Origin of the sequence: Rhizobium sp. NRK18, assembly GCF_024385575.1 — a bacterium.
Taxonomy (GTDB): domain Bacteria; phylum Pseudomonadota; class Alphaproteobacteria; order Rhizobiales; family Rhizobiaceae; genus JANFMV01.
This window is the reverse complement of record NZ_JANFMV010000001.1, coordinates 3,341,729-3,360,821: the sequence shown is the minus strand read 5'-3', so window position 1 is coordinate 3,360,821 and position 19,093 is coordinate 3,341,729. Positions and strand designations below refer to the sequence as shown.

At 61.6% G+C, this 19,093-nt stretch carries 21 protein-coding genes; 15 read left to right on the top strand and 6 right to left on the bottom strand.

The annotated features are described in order from the left end of the window. Positions 1-2 precede the first annotated feature (2 nt). The 10 genes from NN662_RS15890 to visR all read left to right on the top strand — a co-directional run bounded on the left by NN662_RS15890 (position 3) and on the right by visR (position 9,495). A complete protein-coding gene (locus tag NN662_RS15890) occupies positions 3-2,306 on the top strand; it encodes a chemotaxis protein CheA (RefSeq protein ID WP_261931202.1) in 2,304 nt (767 codons plus the stop codon). A gap of 162 nt (positions 2,307-2,468) precedes the next feature. Further along, positions 2,469-3,377 carry a protein-glutamate O-methyltransferase CheR gene (gene cheR / locus NN662_RS15885; protein ID WP_261931201.1) on the top strand — a complete coding sequence of 303 codons (909 nt, stop codon included), beginning with the start codon at positions 2,469-2,471 and terminating at the stop codon, positions 3,375-3,377. Further along, positions 3,374-4,420 carry a protein-glutamate O-methylesterase CheB gene (gene cheB / locus NN662_RS15880; protein ID WP_261931200.1) on the top strand — a complete coding sequence of 349 codons (1,047 nt, stop codon included), beginning with the start codon at positions 3,374-3,376 and terminating at the stop codon, positions 4,418-4,420. Before cheR ends, cheB begins: the two co-directional genes overlap by 4 nt. Further along, positions 4,420-4,809, top strand: a complete 390-nt coding sequence (locus NN662_RS15875) for a response regulator (protein WP_261931199.1) — start codon at positions 4,420-4,422, stop codon at positions 4,807-4,809. Before cheB ends, NN662_RS15875 begins: the two co-directional genes overlap by 1 nt. Then, entirely contained in the window at positions 4,806-5,363 is a 558-nt protein-coding gene (gene cheD, locus NN662_RS15870) for a chemoreceptor glutamine deamidase CheD (protein WP_261931198.1), read from the top strand. Before NN662_RS15875 ends, cheD begins: the two co-directional genes overlap by 4 nt. A 13-nt stretch (positions 5,364-5,376) precedes the next feature. Next, positions 5,377-5,763 carry a hypothetical protein gene (locus NN662_RS15865; protein WP_261931197.1) on the top strand — a complete coding sequence of 129 codons (387 nt, stop codon included), beginning with the start codon at positions 5,377-5,379 and terminating at the stop codon, positions 5,761-5,763. Positions 5,764-5,969: 206 nt separating this feature from the next. Continuing rightward, the gene (gene fliF, locus NN662_RS15860; protein WP_261931196.1) at positions 5,970-7,667 is read left to right on the top strand and encodes a flagellar basal-body MS-ring/collar protein FliF; all 1,698 of its coding nucleotides are present in this window, start codon (positions 5,970-5,972) and stop codon (positions 7,665-7,667) included. A gap of 23 nt (positions 7,668-7,690) precedes the next feature. Then, complete coding sequence (locus NN662_RS15855) at positions 7,691-7,858, top strand: hypothetical protein (RefSeq protein ID WP_261931195.1); 168 nt, start codon at positions 7,691-7,693, stop codon at positions 7,856-7,858. Positions 7,859-8,013: 155 nt separating this feature from the next. Beyond that, positions 8,014-8,730: a transcriptional regulator VisN gene (gene visN / locus NN662_RS15850; protein WP_261931194.1), complete on the top strand. Its 717-nt coding sequence runs from the start codon at positions 8,014-8,016 to the stop codon at positions 8,728-8,730. A gap of 42 nt (positions 8,731-8,772) precedes the next feature. Further along, on the top strand, positions 8,773-9,495 hold the full coding sequence (gene visR, locus NN662_RS15845) for a transcriptional regulator VisR (protein WP_261931995.1): 723 nt from the start codon (positions 8,773-8,775) through the stop codon (positions 9,493-9,495). Between the two features lie 31 nt (positions 9,496-9,526). Here the strand turns inward: visR and NN662_RS15840 are convergent, their stop codons facing one another. From NN662_RS15840 to motA, 6 genes are all read right to left on the bottom strand, one after another. Then, positions 9,527-9,976 (bottom strand): hypothetical protein, encoded by a 450-nt coding sequence (locus NN662_RS15840; RefSeq protein ID WP_261931193.1) that lies wholly within the window; start codon positions 9,974-9,976, stop codon positions 9,527-9,529. A 208-nt stretch (positions 9,977-10,184) separates the two neighbouring features. Further along, positions 10,185-11,264 carry a flagellar biosynthesis protein FlhB gene (gene flhB, locus NN662_RS15835; RefSeq protein WP_261931994.1) on the bottom strand — a complete coding sequence of 360 codons (1,080 nt, stop codon included), beginning with the start codon at positions 11,262-11,264 and terminating at the stop codon, positions 10,185-10,187. A 75-nt stretch (positions 11,265-11,339) separates the two neighbouring features. Beyond that, positions 11,340-12,383: a flagellar motor switch protein FliG gene (fliG, locus tag NN662_RS15830; protein WP_261931192.1), complete on the bottom strand. Its 1,044-nt coding sequence runs from the start codon at positions 12,381-12,383 to the stop codon at positions 11,340-11,342. A 44-nt stretch (positions 12,384-12,427) separates the two neighbouring features. After that, a complete protein-coding gene (gene fliN / locus NN662_RS15825) occupies positions 12,428-12,997 on the bottom strand; it encodes a flagellar motor switch protein FliN (protein ID WP_261931191.1) in 570 nt (189 codons plus the stop codon). A gap of 73 nt (positions 12,998-13,070) precedes the next feature. Next, positions 13,071-14,021, bottom strand: coding sequence for a FliM/FliN family flagellar motor switch protein (locus NN662_RS15820; RefSeq protein WP_261931190.1), 951 nt, complete (start codon positions 14,019-14,021; stop codon positions 13,071-13,073). Between the two features lie 3 nt (positions 14,022-14,024). Continuing rightward, complete coding sequence (gene motA / locus NN662_RS15815) at positions 14,025-14,900, bottom strand: flagellar motor stator protein MotA (protein ID WP_261931189.1); 876 nt, start codon at positions 14,898-14,900, stop codon at positions 14,025-14,027. A gap of 181 nt (positions 14,901-15,081) precedes the next feature. On the opposite strand from motA, the gene NN662_RS15810 reads away from it, so the two are divergent. The 5 genes from NN662_RS15810 (at position 15,082) to flgB (ending at position 19,092) form a co-directional block, all read left to right on the top strand. After that, a complete protein-coding gene (locus tag NN662_RS15810) occupies positions 15,082-15,861 on the top strand; it encodes a DUF1217 domain-containing protein (protein ID WP_261931188.1) in 780 nt (259 codons plus the stop codon). A 6-nt stretch (positions 15,862-15,867) separates the two neighbouring features. After that, a complete protein-coding gene (flgF, locus tag NN662_RS15805; protein WP_261931187.1) occupies positions 15,868-16,602 on the top strand; it encodes a flagellar basal-body rod protein FlgF in 735 nt (244 codons plus the stop codon). A gap of 14 nt (positions 16,603-16,616) precedes the next feature. Beyond that, positions 16,617-18,023: a flagellar protein export ATPase FliI gene (gene fliI, locus NN662_RS15800; RefSeq protein ID WP_261931186.1), complete on the top strand. Its 1,407-nt coding sequence runs from the start codon at positions 16,617-16,619 to the stop codon at positions 18,021-18,023. Next, entirely contained in the window at positions 18,020-18,622 is a 603-nt protein-coding gene (locus tag NN662_RS15795; RefSeq protein ID WP_261931185.1) for a flagellar protein, read from the top strand. The genes fliI and NN662_RS15795 overlap by 4 nt, the downstream gene beginning before the upstream one ends. A gap of 83 nt (positions 18,623-18,705) precedes the next feature. After that, entirely contained in the window at positions 18,706-19,092 is a 387-nt protein-coding gene (gene flgB / locus NN662_RS15790) for a flagellar basal body rod protein FlgB (protein WP_261931184.1), read from the top strand. Position 19,093: the final 1 nt, after the last annotated feature.

The following is a 19,093-nucleotide window of genomic DNA, read 5'->3' as shown; positions in this document are numbered from 1 at the left end:
CTATGGATATGAACGAAATCAAAGAGATCTTTTTCCAGGAGTGCGAGGAGCAGCTCGCCGAACTGGAATCCGGTCTCCTGAAGATGAATGATGGCGATCGTGATCCCGAAACGGTGAATGCCGTGTTCCGGGCCGTCCATTCGATCAAGGGCGGCGCCGGTGCGTTCGGCCTCGACGATCTGGTGGCGTTCGCGCATGTTTTCGAGACCACTCTTGATTGCGTTCGATCCAACAAGCTTGAGCCAAACCTGGACGTCATGAAGGTGATGCTCAAGTCGGCCGACGTGCTCGCCGATCTGACCGCCGCCGCCCGTGACGGCGGCAGTGTCGATCCGAGCCGCAGCGCCGGGCTCGTCAAGGAGCTCGAGGCGCTCGCAAAGGGGGAAATGCCAGCACCCTCCGCCGCCGCGCCGACGCCTGTACCGACACCCGCCCCAGCTCCGGCCGCTGCTCCACAGCCGGCTGCTGGTGAGGAAGGTTTTGCGCCGATCCCGTTCTCCTTCGACGATTTCGGTGGCGAAGAAGAAGCTCAGGGACCGCTTCCCTCCTTCGATGTGAAGTTCAAGCCGCGTGCCGAACTGTACAACAAGGGCAACGAAGCAGCGCTTCTGCTGCGCGACCTGTCGCGCATCGGAACGATGAGCATCCGTTGCGACATGGAATCCCTCCCGGTCCTCGACCAGATGGATCCGGAAGGCGCCTACTTCCATTGGGATATCTCCATCGAAACGGAAAAGGGCGAAGAAGGCATTCGTTCGGTCTTCGAATTCGCCGAGTGGGATTGCGACCTCGAGATAACGGCGCACGCAACCGACGCCGAAGGCGACGCATCCGAATTGCCGATGATACCGGTTCCCTTCGACCTGTCTGCCCTCGACGGCGTTGACGAGGCGGATGAAGAGCCGGTCATGGAAACCGTTGTCGAGCCGGTGCGCCCGGCCCCCGCTCCGGTCATCGCAGCCCCGATTGCCGACGCCATCGCAGCCGCCCAGACGGCCCGCGACGTCGTACGCCAAACCGCATCCTCGACCTCCGAGGCCGAAAAGGCCGCCGCCCTTGCGGCTGCGGCCCAGGCACAGAATTCTGCCGGCGGCGGTGTCGCTCAGACGATCCGCGTCGACCTCGACCGCGTCGACCGCCTGATCAACCTTGTCGGCGAGCTCGTCATCAACCAGGCCATGCTGTCGCAGAGCGTCATCGAGAACGATGCCTCCGGCACCAACTCCATGAACATGGGTCTCGAAGAGCTGCAGCAGCTCACCCGCGAAATCCAGGACAGCGTGATGGCCATCCGCGCGCAGCCGGTCAAGCCGGTCTTCCAGCGCATGTCGCGTATCGTTCGCGAAGTGGCCGACATGACCGGCAAGCAGATCCGTCTGATCACCGAAGGTGAAAACACCGAAGTGGACAAGACGGTCATCGACAAGCTGGCCGAGCCGCTGACGCACATGATCCGCAACGCCGTCGATCACGGCGTGGAGACGCCGGAAAAGCGCGAAGCCGCCGGCAAGAATCCGGAAGGCACCGTTCGCCTCACTGCCAAGCATCGTTCCGGCCGCATCCTGATCGAGCTGGCCGACGACGGCGCCGGCATCAACCGCGAGCGCGTCCGCCAGAAGGCGATCGACAACGATCTGATCACCTCCGAAACGCCGCTTTCCGATGAAGAGATCGACAACCTGATCTTCCTTCCGGGCTTCTCGACTGCCGACAAGATCTCCGACATTTCCGGTCGTGGTGTCGGCATGGACGTGGTCAAGCGCTCCATTCAGGCGCTCGGCGGCCGTATCTCGATCTCGTCGACGCCGGGCAAGGGTTCCGTCTTCACCATGAGCCTGCCGCTGACGCTCGCCGTCCTCGACGGCATGGTCGTCACGGTCGCCGGCCAGACGCTCGTCGTGCCGCTGACGGCGATCGTCGAGACGCTGCAGCCGGAAGCGAAGTCCATCCACTCCTACGGCTCCAACCATCGCCTGCTTTCGATCCGCGATGGCTTCTGCCCGCTGGTCGATGTCGGCCGCATCCTCAACTACCGCGCCACCAGCGCGGATCCGGTCGAGGGCGTCGCGCTTCTCGTCGAATCCGAGAGCGGCGGCCAGCGCGCCCTCATGGTCGATGCGATCCAGGGACAGCGTCAGGTGGTTATTAAGAGTCTTGAGGCAAATTACTCCCACGTTCCGGGGATCGCGGCAGCCACGATCCTGGGAGACGGCCGGGTGGCTCTCATTCTCGATGTTGACGCGGTATGCGCCGCATCGCGGGGGCAGCCGCTCAGCCCGAACGCGGCATTGGCAGCGGCAGGTTAATATGCGGATGGTCTCGACGTCGGCAATGAGAAGCAGCAGTGCCTCAGGGCATCGCTCCAGGGTGTCCCGGACAACGTCCGGAGCAGGGGAGCTGGCTGTCGCGACCAGAAACAGACCTGCAAGCTGCCGCATCGGCAAAGACGGCATGGGAAGTGTGATCGTATGAGTTTAATGCGTGCTCCTGATTCAAGGCAGTCGGCGGACGATGTTCTGGCCAGTGGCGAATATCCGCTGACCCGGCGCGACCTGACCGAAATCGCCGCAATGATCTACGCAGATGCCGGTATCTTCCTCAATGAGACGAAGGCGTCGCTCGTCTATTCGCGGCTATCCAAGCACATCCGCAATCTGGGCCTCAGCGGCTTCCGCGAATATTGCGAACTGGTGTCGTCCGAACAGGGCGCACCCGAACGTCGCGAAATGCTGTCGCACCTGACGACGAACTTCACGAAGTTCTTCCGCGAAAACCATCATTTCGAGCACCTGAAGGCCGATGTCCTGCCGGATCTCATCCAGCGCGCCAAGTCCGGCGGTCGGGTACGCATCTGGTCGGCTGCCTGTTCTGACGGGCAGGAGCCCTATTCGATCGCGCTCACCGTTCTGGCGATGGCGCCGAATATCGCAGATTACGACTTCCGCATCCTCGCGACGGATATCGACCCGAAAATTCTGGCGATCGCCCGCGCCGGTGCCTACGATCATTCGTCCGCCGACACCATTTCGCCGGAAATGCGCCGCCAGTGGTTCAAGGACGTCGACGTCAACGGCCGCCGCAAGCTGCAGATCGACGACCGCGTCAAGAAGCTGATCACCTTCAACGAGCTGAACCTCATGGCGCAGTGGCCGTTCAAGGGCCAGTTCGACGTCATCTTCTGCCGCAACGTCGTCATCTATTTCGATGAGCCGACACAGGTGAAGATCTGGAACCGGTTTGCCGGCCTCATGCCGCTGGGCGGCCATCTCTATATCGGTCATTCCGAACGCGTGTCGGGTCCCGCCAAGGACGAGTTCGACAATATCGGCATCACCACGTATCGCTATATCGGCAAGAGCGGGAGGAAAACTGCATGAGCATGCCCGCTCGCGTCCTCGTCGTCGATGACTCGCCCACCATGCGCGGTCTGATCACTGCCGTCCTGAATGCCGATCCGGAAGTCTCCGTCATCGGTCAGGCCGGTGACGCAATGGAGGCCCGTCAGGCCATCAAGCAACTCAATCCCGATGTCGTCACGCTCGACATCGAGATGCCGAACATGAATGGCCTCGACTTTCTGGAGAAGATCATGAAGCTCCGGCCGATGCCGGTCATCATGGTCTCCTCGATGACCCATCGCGGTGCCGGCGCCACGCTGGCCGCCCTGGAAATCGGTGCTTTCGATTGCGTCGGCAAGCCCGCACCCGGCGAGCCTGTGCCGTTCTACGATCTCGCCGAGAAGGTGAAGGCCGCCGCCCGTTCGCAGCATCGCTACATACGCACCCCCGCCGCGCAGCCGCAGCCGCCGCGCGCCGTGTCGGAATATCATGTCGGCCGAAAGATCGTCGCGATCGGCTCCTCGACTGGTGGCGTCGAGGCGCTGATCACGGTGCTGCAGAATTTCCCGGCCAACTGCCCGCCGACGGTGATCACCCAGCACATGCCGGGAACCTTCACCACCAGTTTCGCCGAACGCCTGAACCGTCTCTGTGCACCGGTCGTCACAGAAGCGACGGACGGCGCGCGCCTCGAGATCGGCAAGATCTACCTGGCGCCGGGCGGCGAACGCCATCTGCAGATCGTCAATCCGTCGGCGCCGTGCTGCCGCCTGATCGACAGCGGTCCGGTCAACGGTCACCGGCCATCGGTGGACGTCCTGTTCAACTCGGTCGCAGAGATCGCCGGACGCAAGTCCGTCGGCGTCATCCTGACCGGTATGGGCCGCGACGGAGCAAACGGACTTCTGGCGATGCGCCGTGCGGGTGCCAGCACCATCGGCCAGAACGAGAAGACGTGCGTGGTTTATGGAATGCCGAGAGTTGCCTACGAGATTGGAGCCGTAGAGCAGCAGCTCCCCCTTGGCTCCATAGGGGAAGAGATATTGAAAATGACAGCCGCCCGGAAGGAAGGGATAGAATAATGTCGCTAGCGGAAAAGATAAAAGTGCTGATCGTCGACGATCAGGTCACGAGCCGCCTGTTGCTGAGTGATGCCTTGACCCAGCTTGGTTTCAAGCAGATCACGGCCGCAGGCGACGGCGAGCAGGGCATGAAGATCATGCAGCAGCAGCCGCATCACCTGGTGATTTCGGACTTCAACATGCCGAAGATGGACGGCCTCGGGCTGCTCCAGGCCGTGCGCAGCAATCCGGCGACGAAGAAGGCCGCGTTCATCATCCTGACCGCGCAGGGCGACCGTGCGCTGGTTCAGAAGGCCGCCCAGCTGGGTGCCAACAACGTCCTGGCGAAGCCGTTCACCATCGAAAAGATGAAAGCCTCGATCGAAGCGGTATTCGGAGCGCTTAAATGACAGTCGACGCACCAGTCAAACGAGTCCACATAATTCAAGGCGAGTACAAGATCTCGAATGATCCGGATGTCGTCCTGACGACCATCCTGGGCTCGTGCGTGGCTGCGTGCATGCGTGATCCGGTCGCCGGCGTCGGGGGCATGAACCATTTCCTCCTTCCGGGAAATGCCGCGTCCCTGGCCGCCGGTGGCGACGCCACCCGCTATGGCGTTCATCTGATGGAATTGCTGATCAACGGCCTGCTGAAGGCGGGCGCCCGACGCGACCGGCTGGAGGCGAAAATCTTCGGCGGCGCAAAGACCATTGCCTCCTTCTCCAATGTGGGGGATCAGAACGCGGCGTTTGCCACGCAGTTCCTGAAGGATGAAGGCATTCCGATCGTTGGCTCGTCGACAGGCGGTGACCACGGCCGGAAACTTGAATACTGGCCGATCAGCGGCCGTGCGCGCCAGCATCCGCTGACCGGCGCCGAAACTCAAAAGACGGTTGCGCTGGAGCAGCGTCGCCCGGTTGTCGCGCCGAAGCCGGTCGACAACTCCATCGAATTTTTCTGAGAACGAGGTTCCAATGCAGGTCAGCAACACCGACGAAAAAGCCTATGAGGATGCACTGCCGGACGTTCTCATGCGTGTGGTTTCTGAGCTGCATGACGTTGCCTATCTCATCGAGCGGATCGAACCGCAGCTCCACGAGCTTGCCGGCGTCGACTTCATGCAGCATCCCGATTGCATGAAGGTGCTGCAGGGTATCGATCTGGCCGTGCAGAAGACGCGCGGGCTCGCCGAATTCATCGACACGGTGACGGCTTCAATACCCGAGGGCCTGCTGGTTGATCTTGCGACGGCGCTGAACCTCGTCAAGCTTGCCGACATGCAGAGAGCGCTTGGCGGCGCCATCCGCCACGGGCATTCCCAGCCGCTGACCAAGGCGGTCGGTGACTGCGACCTCTTCTAATTCGAAGTCTTTCAAGCCACCGGTTTGACCCAACCGGAGCTTATGTGAACTTTCCTTTGAAAACGGCGTCTTCGGGCGCCGTTTTCCGTTTCCGGCTCCGTGCCTTGATCGCAGGTCGGCCACCCGAAACGTTCGCGCAAGTTTCACTGCCTAGTGTCCTATTTGAGCCAATAGCGCCGCTTGCAGTTTCCTAGCGTGAGAACAGAATGAATCTGTTGAACCAGTTACCCCAGGTACTTCGTAACCTAGCCTCCCTTGGCAAGACGCGGCTCCTCGCGCTGGCCGGTGTAGGTATCGTCTCGCTGGCGCTCGTGCTTGCTGCCGCCTTTTTCGTCAACAAGCCGGCTTATGAAAACCTCTACATCGGCCTGGATGCGCAGGACCTCAACCAGATCAGCCTCGTGCTCGCCGAATCTGGCGTCGACTTCGAGATCGGCTCGGATGGCTCCAGCATTTCGGTGCGGGCGGGCATGACGGGCAAGGCCCGTCTGCTTCTGGCCGAACGCGGCCTGCCCAATAGTTCGAATGCCGGCTACGAACTCTTCGACAATGTCGGTTCACTTGGCCTGACCTCCTTCATGCAGGAGGTGACGCGCGTCCGCGCCCTTGAAGGCGAAATCGCCCGCACGATCCAGGCCATCAACGGCATCACCGCCGCCCGCGTCCACATCGTCATGGCCGATATCGGCAATTTTCGCCGCGGCGAGCAGAAGCCGACGGCTTCCGTCATGATCCGCGCCAGCTCGTCGACCGGCCGCAAGGTAGCACCTTCGATCCGTCATCTGGTCGCAGCCTCCGTGCCCGGCCTCGAAGTCGATGACGTGACCGTGCTGGATTCGGCCGGCCAGTTGCTGGCGTCCGGGGCGGAAGGCGGGGACAATGGCCTCGGCCGCAATCTCGGCGTTGCCGAGAACGTCCAGAGCGAAGTCGAATCCAACATCGACAAGGCGCTGGCACCCTTCCTTGGCCTCGACAACTTCCGTTCCAGCGTGACCGTCGCGGTCAACACCGACACCCAGCAGATCCAGGAAACCACCTACGATCCCGAATCGAAGGTCGAACGGTCGGTCCGCGTCACTAAGGATACGCAAAAATCCTCGCAGAAGCAGGCAGACACCGCCGCCACCGTCGAGCAGAACGTTCCGCAGGCGGCCAATGCCAGCGGCGGCTCCGGTCCGGAATCGTCCGATCAGCAGGACAAGAAGGAAGAGCAGACCAACTACGAAATCAACAGCAAGACGGTCGCGACCGTGCGCAACGGTTACCGGGTCGAGAAGATGTCGGTGGCGGTTGTCGTCAACAAGAGCCGGATTGCTGCGATGGTCGGCCAGCCTGCCGATCAGGCCAAGATCGACGCCTATCTTGCCGAGATGCAGAAGATTGTCACCTCCGCCGCCGGCCTCGATACCAGTCGCGGTGACATCGTGACGGTCACCGCCATGGACTTCATGGAGAACGAACTGCTCAACGACGAGTCGGCCGCACCCGGCGTCATGGACATGCTGAGCCGCAACCTGGCCGGCATCATCAACTCCGCCGCCTTCGTGCTGGTCGCATTCCTGGTCGTCTGGATGGGCTTCCGCCCGCTGATGAAGTCGATCGGCGTCGGCGGTCAGGCCGGCATCAACCAGGCGGGCCTGGAAGAGGATCTCGGTCTCGAACTGCCCGATTTCTCGCCGGCTCTCGGCGATACCGCAGCCGGTCCCGGCGCGCTCATGGAAGGCTTCGGTTCGGACTTCGGCTTCGACAGCACCGAAGACCTGCTCACCATGGACACGGAAGGCGGCGGCTTCAACCGCAAGGTCAAGGAAGGTCCGGAACGGCGCCTGTCGCGCATGGTCGAAATCAGCGAAGAGCGCGCCGCAAAGATCCTGCGCAAGTGGGCGATCGATGAGGCAGCCTGACACGGCACGCTCCAGGAAGCAGGGTGGCGGCACATCGCCGGCGAGCCGTCAGCGGTGGATTGCTCGGGATTTCATTTGTGATGGCGGCGCAAGTGGCCTATTATTTGTCATTGATGGAATTTTGGGTTCCGGTGGCCGCCTGGCTGTCCGGTGAATGTGGAGGAAGCCTCAAAATCGAATCTGGCCTGTGATCGAGATCGTCCTACAATACGGTGATTCGATTATGGATTCGGACTTTTGTCGTGGGGGAATAAAGGGCGGCGACAGGATGAAGAGGCTGAGCGTGGCTTGCGGGTGGAGTTCAATTTTCAGCTGAGGCGGAATGATGGGGCAGTGGGACAGAACTGTGAACGATACTGATCCCGTTGGTGCGGATGCGGGTGTCGGCCGGGTCGACACGAAGGAAGAACTCGTCAACAAGCTTGCCCAGCTCTCCGTTTCATCCGACATCGCGACCGGCCTGCGCTATCTCACCCAGCATGTCGGCGCCTCCTGTTTTCTCCTGGCCCGCTACGATCTCGTCCAGGAGCAGGGACTCGACTTCATCGTGTCCTCGGACTGGCCCTTCGATCTCGTCCGTCGCCTGGCGACGGAGCTCGCCGGCGTCTATGCCCGCTCGACCGAACTCGACAAGTGTCTCTCCCTGTTCCAGCCTGCCTTCGCACTTCTGCCCGAAGACGCGGTCATCGGAACCGGTCTTAGCCGGGAATTCTGCAGCATGACGTTGAACGTCGGGCGGACCAGGCTGTCGCTGATGCTGCTCTACAGGGACGGCATGATCCTGTCGCCCGAGCGCCTGCGCAATATCGGCCTGCTGACAGGCTACTTCTTCAGCGTGACCGACAACGTCAACATCCGGCAGGAGCGCGATTTCGAGCTGACCGAGCGGGAGATCGAATGCCTGTTCTGGATATCCGAGGGCAAGACGAGCGACGAGATTGCCGTCATCCTCGGCATCTCGCGCAACACCATCAACAACTACATCACCAGCGTCATGCGCAAGACTGCGACGAAGACGCGGTCCGAAGCGATCGCCTATGCGGTCCGCAACAATCTGGTGTGAAGCGGAGAGGGCGTCATGGAATATCTGCCCGAAAAAAAACGCATGCTCTACGGCGACCTGCGACCGAACCGTCCGACACGCTCGGCGGCCAGCCGCTCCGACCTTTTTCCCGACCTGGTGTCCATGCAGCGCATGGTCAAGGCTCGCCACAGCGCCGTGTTCCGCATCATCGGCGGCAGCCAGCCAGGCAAGCGCAGCCTCTTCTGCGAGATGGAGAACTGGGGTTCGGTCGACCAGAACTACTCCGCCCAGTTCGTCGCCGCCTATGGCGACATCCTGCTGGCGCATATCGAGAATTCGCTTCTGCCGCTCCTGTGGAATGGCGCTGACGAGAGCAGTTCGGCGGAAGCGCCGGACGCCGGTCCCTTCGTCGTCCGGCTCAAGGCACGGCTCCTGCCGTTTTCAGGCGTCGCCTTTCCCGTGCGTCTCGGCGCAATCGGCAATGGATTCGTCATCTTCGCGGCCAACTACATCGACATCAGCAGCGACGTGCTGATCGATCTGCACGAGAAGTGCTGCATGATCATGATGGAACTGCTGGGCCAGGACGAGCGCCGCGCTGCGCCCTCCGAGGTGCTGTCCGAACGCGAAGTGGCCTGCCTGCAGCTGGCAGGAGACGGCCGCATCAGTGAAGAGATCGCCGACAGGCTGGGATTGTCGGTGCACACGGTCAATGCCTATCTCGGCTCGGCGACCGTGAAACTCGACTCGGTCAACCGCATCCAGGCAATCGCCAAGGCGATCCGCCTCGGCTACATCAGCTGATCATCGGAAATTGATCGAAGGGACATTGCCCTCAGCAGGCGATCGCCTGCGGCGGCGGTTCGGCCGACTTGACGAACTTGCAGTCGTTCAGCGCCTTTTTCAGGAACATCGTGTTGAGATGCGGATCGGCAGCCGGGCTCTGGAAGGCGATGTGGGTAAGTTCCACGCCGGCGAGCTTGTCCGTCAGGCAAAGGCGCGTATAGGCGGTGACGCCTGCGGCCTTGATCTCCAGGTCGAGCGTAACCTCCGGAACGCTGTTCCAGTCCATCTTGTAATCGCCGCCCACGCCGAGATTGACGGTGCCGGGATGAAAATAGAGCTCGGCCGCTGACGAAACGAGGTCGGAAAGGTTGCCGTAGCACTCGAGGTGCAGATAGGCGACGAGATTGGCCACTTCGATCATTCTCAGTTCCGTCGCAATCGGGCTGATCGCTTCGGCGATGATCTTTTCTCTTTCGGCGGAGTAAGGGCATTTTCTCATGGAGAACCGACCGTTTCGTAAAGTGGAGAAATATGGTTTTGGGGAACTGATGCGCTGAAGCGGTGTCAGGTCAGAACGCAAGGCACGGGGCAGGGCGATTGGTCGCCGCAGCGGTCCCGGTTGGCCGGAAGACCGCAAAAATTCGCCTGCTGCCATTGCTCGTTCATGCTGCGCTCCGCCCGGGAGGCTGCCACCGAACCGCTGGTTTCTACCGGCGCCTGTTCCGCATCTTGGCGGCGTTGACCCGGTGAATGAGTTCCGCGACAGCCTTGTAGAAGACTGATGGGATGACACTATCGACCGAGACTTGCGCAAACATGGAACGGGCGAGCGGCGGGTCTTCAAAAATCGGAATTTCGTTTTGCGTCGCGATTTCGCGAATGCGCAGCGCAATCAGGTCCTTGCCCTTGGCGACGACCACGGGTGCGTCGTTTTCGGCCCGCACATAGCGAAGCGCCACCGCATAGTGCGTCGGGTTGGTGATGACCAGGGTGGCGCGTGAGACGTTCTCCATCATCCGCCGGCGGGCGCGGTCGCGGGCAATCGAGCGCTGGCGTGACTTGACGATCGGGTCGCCCTGGGACTGCTTGTGCTCTTCCTTGACCTCCTGCTTGGTCATCTTCAGCTTTTCGTACCAGTGATGGCGCGTCCAGAAGATGTCGATGGCCGCGAGAACCGCGGTCGCCAGCAGGATGACCACCATGATCCGGCGCATGATGTTGGCCATCTTCACGAAGATGACCTGCGGATCGGAGAACATGGCATCGACGGCTGAAAAATACTCGCTCTTCAGCACGAAGAACATGATGATCGCGACGACCACGATCTTGAAGATCGACTTTCCGAACTCGACGAAGCCGGGCACGCTGAAGATGCGCGACAGTCCTGCGGCGGGCGAGATGCGTGACCATTGCGGGCGGATGCGCTCCAGCACAGGAGAGGGCAGGTTCTGCAGGATGGAGGAGCCCAGCCCGAAGATCATCAAGAGAAGGAAGGCCGGCACGATCACGCCGGCCGCAGCGCGGGCGATGAAGGCGAAGATCGACGTGACGTCCGGTCCGGTCTCGATGCGCCACTGGTCTGCCTGGCCGAAGAAGTCCTTCAGCGATTCTCCGAGCCGAAGCAGTCCGGTGGGCAGGAAGAAGATCAGGTAGACATAGACGGCGAGCGCCGCGGCAAACAGGGTCGCCTCCCGCGAGAAGGGGGTGTTGCCCTTCTCCATGGCATCACGGATTTTCTTCTCCGTCGGGTCTTCTGTTTTACTGTCTTTGTCCTGATCGTCAGACAGGGCTCGGTCCTTTCAGGGAGCCGGAGACAAGCACCGGACACCCCGGCCATGCCGTCGTCCTGCCTGTCAGCCGAATCAGGCGGCGGCAGCGCCGCCTTCACCCTCTTCTTTCAACTGTATCTGGTTCGCATCCGCAAGCCGCAAAGCTTCGCGGGCGACCGCACGGCGCGCCATGGCGATTTCGCGCGGGTTTACGCCGGCCGTGCCTGTGGAAAGATCGGATTCGATCATGCGGCGCTGCCGCGGGCTGATGGCGGAAAGCGCGCACTCGGCGATTTCCGGAGAGGCGCCCCGCAGTGCGAGCGTTAGCACGTCGCCGGCGATCTCGTTGAGCAGCATGGCGCGGCCGCGGGCCGGCATGGTGAGGATGTCTTCGAAGAGGAAGATCTTCGGACGAACCTTGCGGACGGTGTCGGCCGAGATCGTCTCGAGGTTCTGCAGCAGGCTTTCGACCTGCGGCTTTTCCATTTCGTTGATGAGTTCGGCGGCCTTGACCGAACCGGTCGAGTTGCGGTCGCTCTCCATCTCCTGCATCAGCTCCATGACGCGGTTCTCGATGATCTGCGCCGCCTTCGGGCTGACGGATTTGAGGTTGACCGTACGGTTCATGATGTCGGCGCGCTGCTCTTCCGGAATGCGCATCAGCACCTTCGCGCCGAAGGAGGACGGCATCATCGACAGGATATAGGCGATGGTCTGCGGATGTTCTTCGGAGAGGAAGCGCGACACGACGGCCGGATCCGCGTCCTGGAGATTGTCCCAGATGGATGTTTCCAGGCTCTGGAAGGTTGCGCGGCGGCCGAGAAGCCCGTCGACTTCCTCGGGCGTCAGGCCTTCCTCGAGGATGTCCTCGATCGCCTTGGCGTTGTCCATCAGGCCCGCGCCCTCGGTGAACAGGTCCTCGAACTCGTTGACGATGGAGATCAGCTCGTCCGGCGGAATGCTGCGCAGCGACTGGGCGGCGCTGATGATCTGCTGCAGTTCGCCCTGGGTGAAATACTTCAGGAGCTTGCCGGCAACACCCTTGCCCATGGCAAGCAGGACGGCCGCGGCCTTTTCCGTCTGTGACAGCGGCTGCGTCGAGATCGCGCTGCTGCTGAAATCGTCAAAGTCCATCATGGTCTTTATCCTTCAGTCCGGCGTCATGCCTTCCCGGTTGGCTGCTAGCTCTTCTTGGTAGAGATCACGTCGATGATCTTGACGCCGAAGCGCGTACTGTCGCTTTCAAGGACGGTGATCTCGCCGCGGGCGATCACCCGTCCGTTGACGGTGATGTCGACGGGATCGCCAATCTTCTTGTCGAGCGCGATCGTTGCGCCTTCGGCAAGGTTCATGAGGCCGGAGACCTGCATGCGGCTCGAACCGAGCACGATCTGCAGGTCGATCGGGATGTCCATGATGAGGTCGAGGTTGGAGGACAGCGCGCTGCCGGGCGCCTGGTCGATGCCGCCTTCCATCATCCCGAAATCGCTGCCGCCCATGTCCCCGCCAAACTCGTTGCCGAAGTCCGAACCGATGTCGGAAAGGTCATTGCCCATGCCGGCTGCGGGAAATTCCGCGCCGAAGTCGGAGCCGAGATCACTGCCGATATCGGAGGAAAACTCGCCGATATCCGGCAGGCCGCCTGCCTCGTCGCTCTGCAGCACGCCGCGCAGGTTGCCGATAGCTTCGTCCAGCTCGGCTTCGTTGCCGGCTTCGTTCATTTCATCAAGCGGTGTTTTCTTCGGTGCCATGAAGCTACTTATTCCATTCCAAGCTTGCCCTGAGCCTGCGTCGCCCGTCCACGAACATCATATTCGCAGCGCGCTAGGAGTTCATCAGATGCCGGAGCAGTTCGTCGTCGGAGTTGATGTTGTCCTTAACCCGCAGCATGTATTTCTCGCCGGCTCTCCCGAATTCGCACACATAGAGGTCCTTGCCGTTGGCATTGACCTCGACATGAACGTCCTTCTTGTCGAGAAACGGGATCACGTCGCCGGCAGCGAGCTTCGAGATCGTCTGCAGGGACAGGGCCTGGAGCTTGATGCGGGCTTCCAGCGTCACCTGCGAGCGCTTCACCTGCTCGTTGATGCGGTCGACCCAGTCCTGGTGGGCGGGTGAAACCTGGCCCGCGGCCTTCGGCAGGGCAAACGTGGTCTTCAGCATCACGCGTTGCGGAAGGATGACGCCGATTTCTGCCTTGACGGGGCCGAGCTCCATGCTCATCCGGATGAGAGCCGAATGCGGATCGTCATCCTCGTCGAGCGGCTTCGGACGGCTTGAAGCATTGTGCGGCTTTTCCAGCGTCGGCTCGTAACGGTTGTCCGCGCAGGCTCCGGATTTCAGCACGCCCGCCATCTTCTCGAACAGGGTGACGGAGAGGTCCAGTTCCATCTTCGACAGCGCCCGCTCCGCGGGCTCGCTGATGCTTTCCGTGACGGCGCCGAGCATCATTTCCATGAGCACGATCGAAAGCCGGTTGCCAACCACGAGCACGAAATGCGGGCACCAGTTGCGCAGCGCGGCGTCGGCGAGCGTTACCGTCTCGCCGAGATTGGCAATCAGTGCGTTCCGCCGGCCGGTCTGGCAGCCGACATATTCGACGACGATGTCGCGGCCCGTCTCGCTCTGGAAGACGTCGGGCAGGAATTCGGCAAACAGCGCGCCGATCTGTGCTGCGGTCTTCGCGACGGTTTCGGTGTCGCCAAGGTCGCCGACCATGCGGGCGAGCAGCGCCGGATCGAATGCCTCTTGCTTCTGTTCGATGGTCTCCGACATCTATCAGGCCGCCTTTTCGCCACCGCCGCCGGGGTTCATCATTTCCTGCTCGACCGCATCGATGGACGGGCGTTCGTAGGAAGAAATGGTCTTGCGTCCGTATTCCAGCGCCACCTGCGGCACGGAGCCGTTCATGTAGGCGAGCAGGGTCTGCTTGACGATGATATAGAGGCGGTTCTGCTTGGAGCGCACGCCCTTGATCGCCGCCGCAATCGGCTGGATGATCGAGTAGGACATCAGAATGCCGAGGAAGGTGCCGACGAGGGCTGCGCCGATCAGGTGGCCGAGCACTTCCGGCGACTCGTTGATGGCGCCCATGGCGTGAATAACGCCGAGAACGGCGGCGACGATACCGATGGCGGGCATCGCGTCGCCCATGCCGCTCAGCGCGTCGTAGGACTTCATCTTGTCATGCGCGATCGTTTCGATTTCCTCGTCCATCAGCGCCTCGATCTCGTGCGAGCGGGCGTTGCCGATGATGATCAGGCGAACGTAGTCGCAGATGAACGAAGTCAGTTCCTGGTTCTTCAAAACCGTGGGAGCCGACTGGAAAATCGAGGATTCCATCGGATTGTCGATATGGGCCTCGATCTCGTTGCGCGACTTCGTCCTGAGGTCGCGCATCAGCGAATAGAGCACACCGAGCGTATCGAGATAATGGCGTTCCTTTGGAACCGAATATTTGAACGCTTCGCCGATCGCCTTGCCGCTGTCCTTGATGACCTTCATCGGATTGGAGACGATGAAGCCGCCGAGCGCGGCACCGCCGATCTGCAACAGTTCGAACGGCTGAATCAGCACATCGACATGGCCACCGGCCGCCATATAGCCGCCAAAGATGCAGCCGAAGGTCACGACCAGTCCGATAATGATGTTCATTTTAAGCTCTCGGATACCGATTTATACATCTTTGAACCCTAGGATTCCTGCCTTGCGTGAGGCTGTACCTTGCGCACGGGCGGGATACAGTTTCGCACAAGCCTATCGCGGCACCTTCGCGGAAACCTGAAAGCCTGCCCTCCTTTGGGACCGAACCGGATTTGGGAAGGCGGACGAAGCGATGACAACGACTTACACGAGCTACAAGCTGATCACGCAGGACATGACGGCGTCGCTGAAACGCGTTGCCGCCGAGCCCAATGTTGCGCGCGATACCCAATACTATCTCGAGAACATCGGCAACGTGAAATCGATCGACGATTTCATGGCCGACGACCGCCTGTACAATTATGCGCTCAAGGCCCACGGCCTCGAAGACATGGGCTACGCCAAGGCCTTCATCCGCAAGGTCCTGACCGAAGGCAACACGTCCGACACGGCCTTCGCCAAGCAATTGAGCGACAACCGCTATTCCGAACTCGTCGACTCGCTGAACTTCGCCCAGTACAACACGGCGGCCACCGCTTTCGACCGCGCCCAGCAGGGCGTCGTCGACAAGTACATGCGCCAGACCCTCGAGCAGGAGGCCGGAGACGACAACACCGGCGTGCGGCTGGCGCTCTATTTCGAACGCAGCGCATCCGGCATCAACAGCGGGATGGACATCCTCGCCGACGAGGCGCTGTCGCAGGTCGTGCGCACCGCGCTTGGTCTGCCGGACGCGATGGCGGCAGGCGATGTCGACCAGCAGGCGGCCTATCTCGAACGCGTGCTCGACATCAAGGATTTCCAGGATCCCGAGAAGACCGGGAAATTCCTGGAGCGCTTCGCGGCGATGTGGGAACTCGACAACCCGTCGGAAAGCTACGATCCGCTCGCCGTGTTCGGCTCCTCGTCCCGCACCGGCATTTCCGCCGACCTGCTCATATCCATCAATTCGCTGAAGCTCGGAGGGAGTTAGTACCGAATGCAGACCGGACTTTACGTTGCGCTGTCTTCGCAGGTTGCCCTGGACCGTCGTCTGACGACGATCGCGGACAACCTCGCCAATGTGAACACGACGGGCTTCCGCGCAACGGAAATCAAGTTCGATGACGTCATGAGCCAGACGGCGGAGGCCAATGGCGGCAAGATCGCCTTCGTCTCGCAAGGGACCGACTATCTGGCGACCCGCCCCGGCGAACTGGCGCAGACCGGCGATACCTTCGACTTCGCCATCCGCGGCGACGGCTGGTTTGCCATCGACACGCCGGCCGGTCAGGTTCTCACCCGCGACGGTCGCTTCACCATCCGCGAAGACGGCAGCCTGGTTTCGTCCCGTGGCTATGCCGTGCTCGATCCGGGCGGCGGCGCCATCCAGCTGAACCGCGAAGGCGGACCGCCGCAGGTCGGCGCCGATGGTTCCGTCTTCCAGGACGGCAAGCTGGTTAACAAGATCGGCACTTTCACGATCGATATCACCAAGGGTTTCAGCCGCTATGAGAACAGCGGCATCATACCGGCCGACAGGCCGAGGCCGACGATCGAAGGCGAGTCCGGCAATATTCTGCAGGGCTATCTGGAAAACTCGAACGTCAACGGCATTCGCGAAATGACCCAGCTGATCGAGGTCAATCGCGCCTTCGAGAACATTGCGGCGCTGACCACCGACAGTGAATCGTCGATGGACGAAGCCATCAAGACCCTCGCCGGAACACGATGAACGGATAGAGCCCGATGGCGAGCGAACTCCTGAACAAGGACGCGATTTCACCGAAGCTCGGGCGGCTGGCCGAGCTTGCCAATCGCTTTGCCGATCCGGAGTTTGCGATTGCCCATGGCGGGCGCGTCAAGACGATCGCGGCCGGCCACTACACGGTATCCGGCCTGTCGCGTCAGGTCCGGCTTGGCGACTTCGTCGCCCATCGCTCGGCCACCGGCACACATCTCGGCGAGGTGGTGCGTGTCGAGCCTGAACTCGTCTATGTCTGCCCGATCGAGCCGGGCGAGCCGATCGCCATCCACGATATCGTCATCCGCAAGGGCGCCTTCCGCTTGGCGCCAACCGACAGCTGGTGCGGCCGGGCGATCAATGCGCTGGGCGATCCGATAGACGGCAAGGGGCCGCTTGAGGTCGGTGCGGCGCAGCGCTCGATTTCCAACAATGCGCCGCCGTCGATGACCCGTCGGCGTGTCGAAACCGGCTTCAAGACCGGCGTGAAGGCGGTCGATATCTTTTCGCCGCTCTGCCTCGGTCAGCGTCTCGGCATTTTCGCGGGCTCGGGCGTCGGCAAGTCGACGCTGCTTTCCATGCTGGCGAGGGCCGATGCCTTCGACAAGGTGGTGATCGCGCTTGTCGGCGAGCGTGGCCGCGAAGTGCGCGAATTCATCGAGGACACACTTGGAGCCAACATGGCGAAGGCCGTCGCCGTCGTCGCCACCAGTGACGAAAGCCCGATGCTGCGCAAGATGGCGCCGTTGAGCGCGATTACTATCGCCGAGCATTTCCGCGACAAGGGCGACAACGTCCTGATGATCGTCGACAGCGTCACGCGCTTTGCGCACGCCATTCGCGAAGTCGCCACCGCCTCCGGTGAGCCGCCGGTCGCCCGTGGCTATCCTGCCTCGGTATTCACCGAACTGCCGCGCCTTCTCGAACGCGCCGGACCCGGCGCCGAAGGAACGGGAACGATCACCGCGATCATCTCCATTCTCGTTGACGGCGACAACCACAACGACCCGATCGCCGACTCCACCCGCGGTATTCTCGACGGCCATATCGTCCTCGATCGCACGCTGGCGGAGGAGGGGCGCTATCCCCCCGTCGATCCGCTCGCCTCGATTTCGCGACTGGCCCGCAAGGCCTGGACGCCGGACCAGGAAACGCTGGTTTCCCGCCTCAAGTCGCTGATCCACCGCTACGAGGAAACCACGGACCTGCGCCTGATTGGCGGCTACCGGCCCGGTACCGATCCGGAACTCGACATGGCGCTCAAACAGGTGCCGATCATCTACGACGTCTTGAAGCAGACGCCGGGTGAGCCGCCTTGCCCCGACGCCTTCTCGGCGCTGGCGGCAGCGTTGAAGGCAGGGAACGCCAATCAGCAGGGACAGGGCGGAATGCGCCAGAGGGGGAACGGATGACGGAACGCGAGGGCGAAGGCAAGGCTGAAGAAATCCGCATCGACGACGTCCGCTTCGACGACATTGGCGAGGCGTTTGGCGAAAAGCGCGTGTCCCGCCGCAGCATCTCGAAGGTCGACAGGGCGCTGGCGATCACCGGCTTCCTCATGGCGCTCGCGGCCGCGTCCTTCCCCTGGTACGTCTTCTTCAACGAAGACAAATTCAAGGTCGAGGTTGCAGAGGGACCGAGAACGCGCGACCTGCCGGAAACGCCGCCGCGCCGGGTCTTGAGCGTCTCGCCCCTCGCCATGACCGACAATGACAACATCGCGCCGCCTTCCAGCAAGCTGCCGGATGCCGATCCGCTGCAGACGGCATCGGTGCCGAAGGTGGCGCCACCGGACAATTCGGCGGGCCTCGATCAGCCTTTTCCGGTCAGGAGCAGCTTTCAGCTCCTCCATGTCGCCAATGGTCAGGCACTGATCGAGGATCTCCACGGCGTCTACATGGTCCGTGTCGGCTCGGTCCTGCCGGACAACAGCCGGTTGGCGAGCCTGGAGCAGCGCGAGGGCAAGTGGGTCCTCATCACCTCGAACGGCGACGTGATCGGCGACGAATAGGCGCTAAAGATCGGATCCCGGTCTCCGTAAGTCCCACGCAAGATTAGCTGCGTAGTTTTTCTCCGAAGATCGGAGTTAGGCCTATGCAACCAATCCAACTGTTTGAACTGGCGTCAAAACAGGCTGAATGGCTGTCTGTCCGCCAGGAACTCGTCGCCAACAACATCGCCAACGCCAACACGCCGAAATACGTCGCCAAGGATGTGACGCCGTTCGCCGCTGTACTGTCGCAGGCAAGCAGTGGCATGGCGCGTACCAATTCCAAACACATCTCCGACAACACCGTCAGCGAGGACTTTTCGGTCATCGATGCGGCTCTGTCGGATGAGGATGGCGTCAAGGAATCCGGCAACACCGTCAGCCTCGCGGGCGAACTGACGAAGAGCGGTGAAATCCGCCGCGAATTCGAGCTGAACGCCGCACTGGTCAAATCCTTCCACCGCATGATGCTGATGGCAGTTAAGAGGTAGT

Bases quoted from the DNA above. Each gene is read 5' to 3' on its own strand.
- NN662_RS15890 (WP_261931202.1), top strand. From the start codon at position 3: ATGGATATGAACGAAATCAAAGAGATCTTTTTCCAGGAGTGCGAGGAG.
- cheR (WP_261931201.1), top strand. From the start codon at position 2,469: ATGAGTTTAATGCGTGCTCCTGATTCAAGGCAGTCGGCGGACGATGTT.
- cheB (WP_261931200.1), top strand. From the start codon at position 3,374: ATGAGCATGCCCGCTCGCGTCCTCGTCGTCGATGACTCGCCCACCATG.
- NN662_RS15875 (WP_261931199.1), top strand. From the start codon at position 4,420: ATGTCGCTAGCGGAAAAGATAAAAGTGCTGATCGTCGACGATCAGGTC.
- cheD (WP_261931198.1), top strand. From the start codon at position 4,806: ATGACAGTCGACGCACCAGTCAAACGAGTCCACATAATTCAAGGCGAG.
- NN662_RS15865 (WP_261931197.1), top strand. From the start codon at position 5,377: ATGCAGGTCAGCAACACCGACGAAAAAGCCTATGAGGATGCACTGCCG.
- fliF (WP_261931196.1), top strand. From the start codon at position 5,970: ATGAATCTGTTGAACCAGTTACCCCAGGTACTTCGTAACCTAGCCTCC.
- visR (WP_261931995.1), top strand. From the start codon at position 8,773: ATGCTCTACGGCGACCTGCGACCGAACCGTCCGACACGCTCGGCGGCC.
- NN662_RS15840 (WP_261931193.1), bottom strand. From the start codon at position 9,976: ATGAGAAAATGCCCTTACTCCGCCGAAAGAGAAAAGATCATCGCCGAA.
- fliG (WP_261931192.1), bottom strand. From the start codon at position 12,383: ATGATGGACTTTGACGATTTCAGCAGCAGCGCGATCTCGACGCAGCCG.
- fliN (WP_261931191.1), bottom strand. From the start codon at position 12,997: ATGGCACCGAAGAAAACACCGCTTGATGAAATGAACGAAGCCGGCAAC.
- NN662_RS15820 (WP_261931190.1), bottom strand. From the start codon at position 14,021: ATGTCGGAGACCATCGAACAGAAGCAAGAGGCATTCGATCCGGCGCTG.
- motA (WP_261931189.1), bottom strand. From the start codon at position 14,900: ATGAACATCATTATCGGACTGGTCGTGACCTTCGGCTGCATCTTTGGC.
- NN662_RS15810 (WP_261931188.1), top strand. From the start codon at position 15,082: ATGACAACGACTTACACGAGCTACAAGCTGATCACGCAGGACATGACG.
- flgF (WP_261931187.1), top strand. From the start codon at position 15,868: ATGCAGACCGGACTTTACGTTGCGCTGTCTTCGCAGGTTGCCCTGGAC.
- fliI (WP_261931186.1), top strand. From the start codon at position 16,617: ATGGCGAGCGAACTCCTGAACAAGGACGCGATTTCACCGAAGCTCGGG.
- NN662_RS15795 (WP_261931185.1), top strand. From the start codon at position 18,020: ATGACGGAACGCGAGGGCGAAGGCAAGGCTGAAGAAATCCGCATCGAC.
- flgB (WP_261931184.1), top strand. From the start codon at position 18,706: ATGCAACCAATCCAACTGTTTGAACTGGCGTCAAAACAGGCTGAATGG.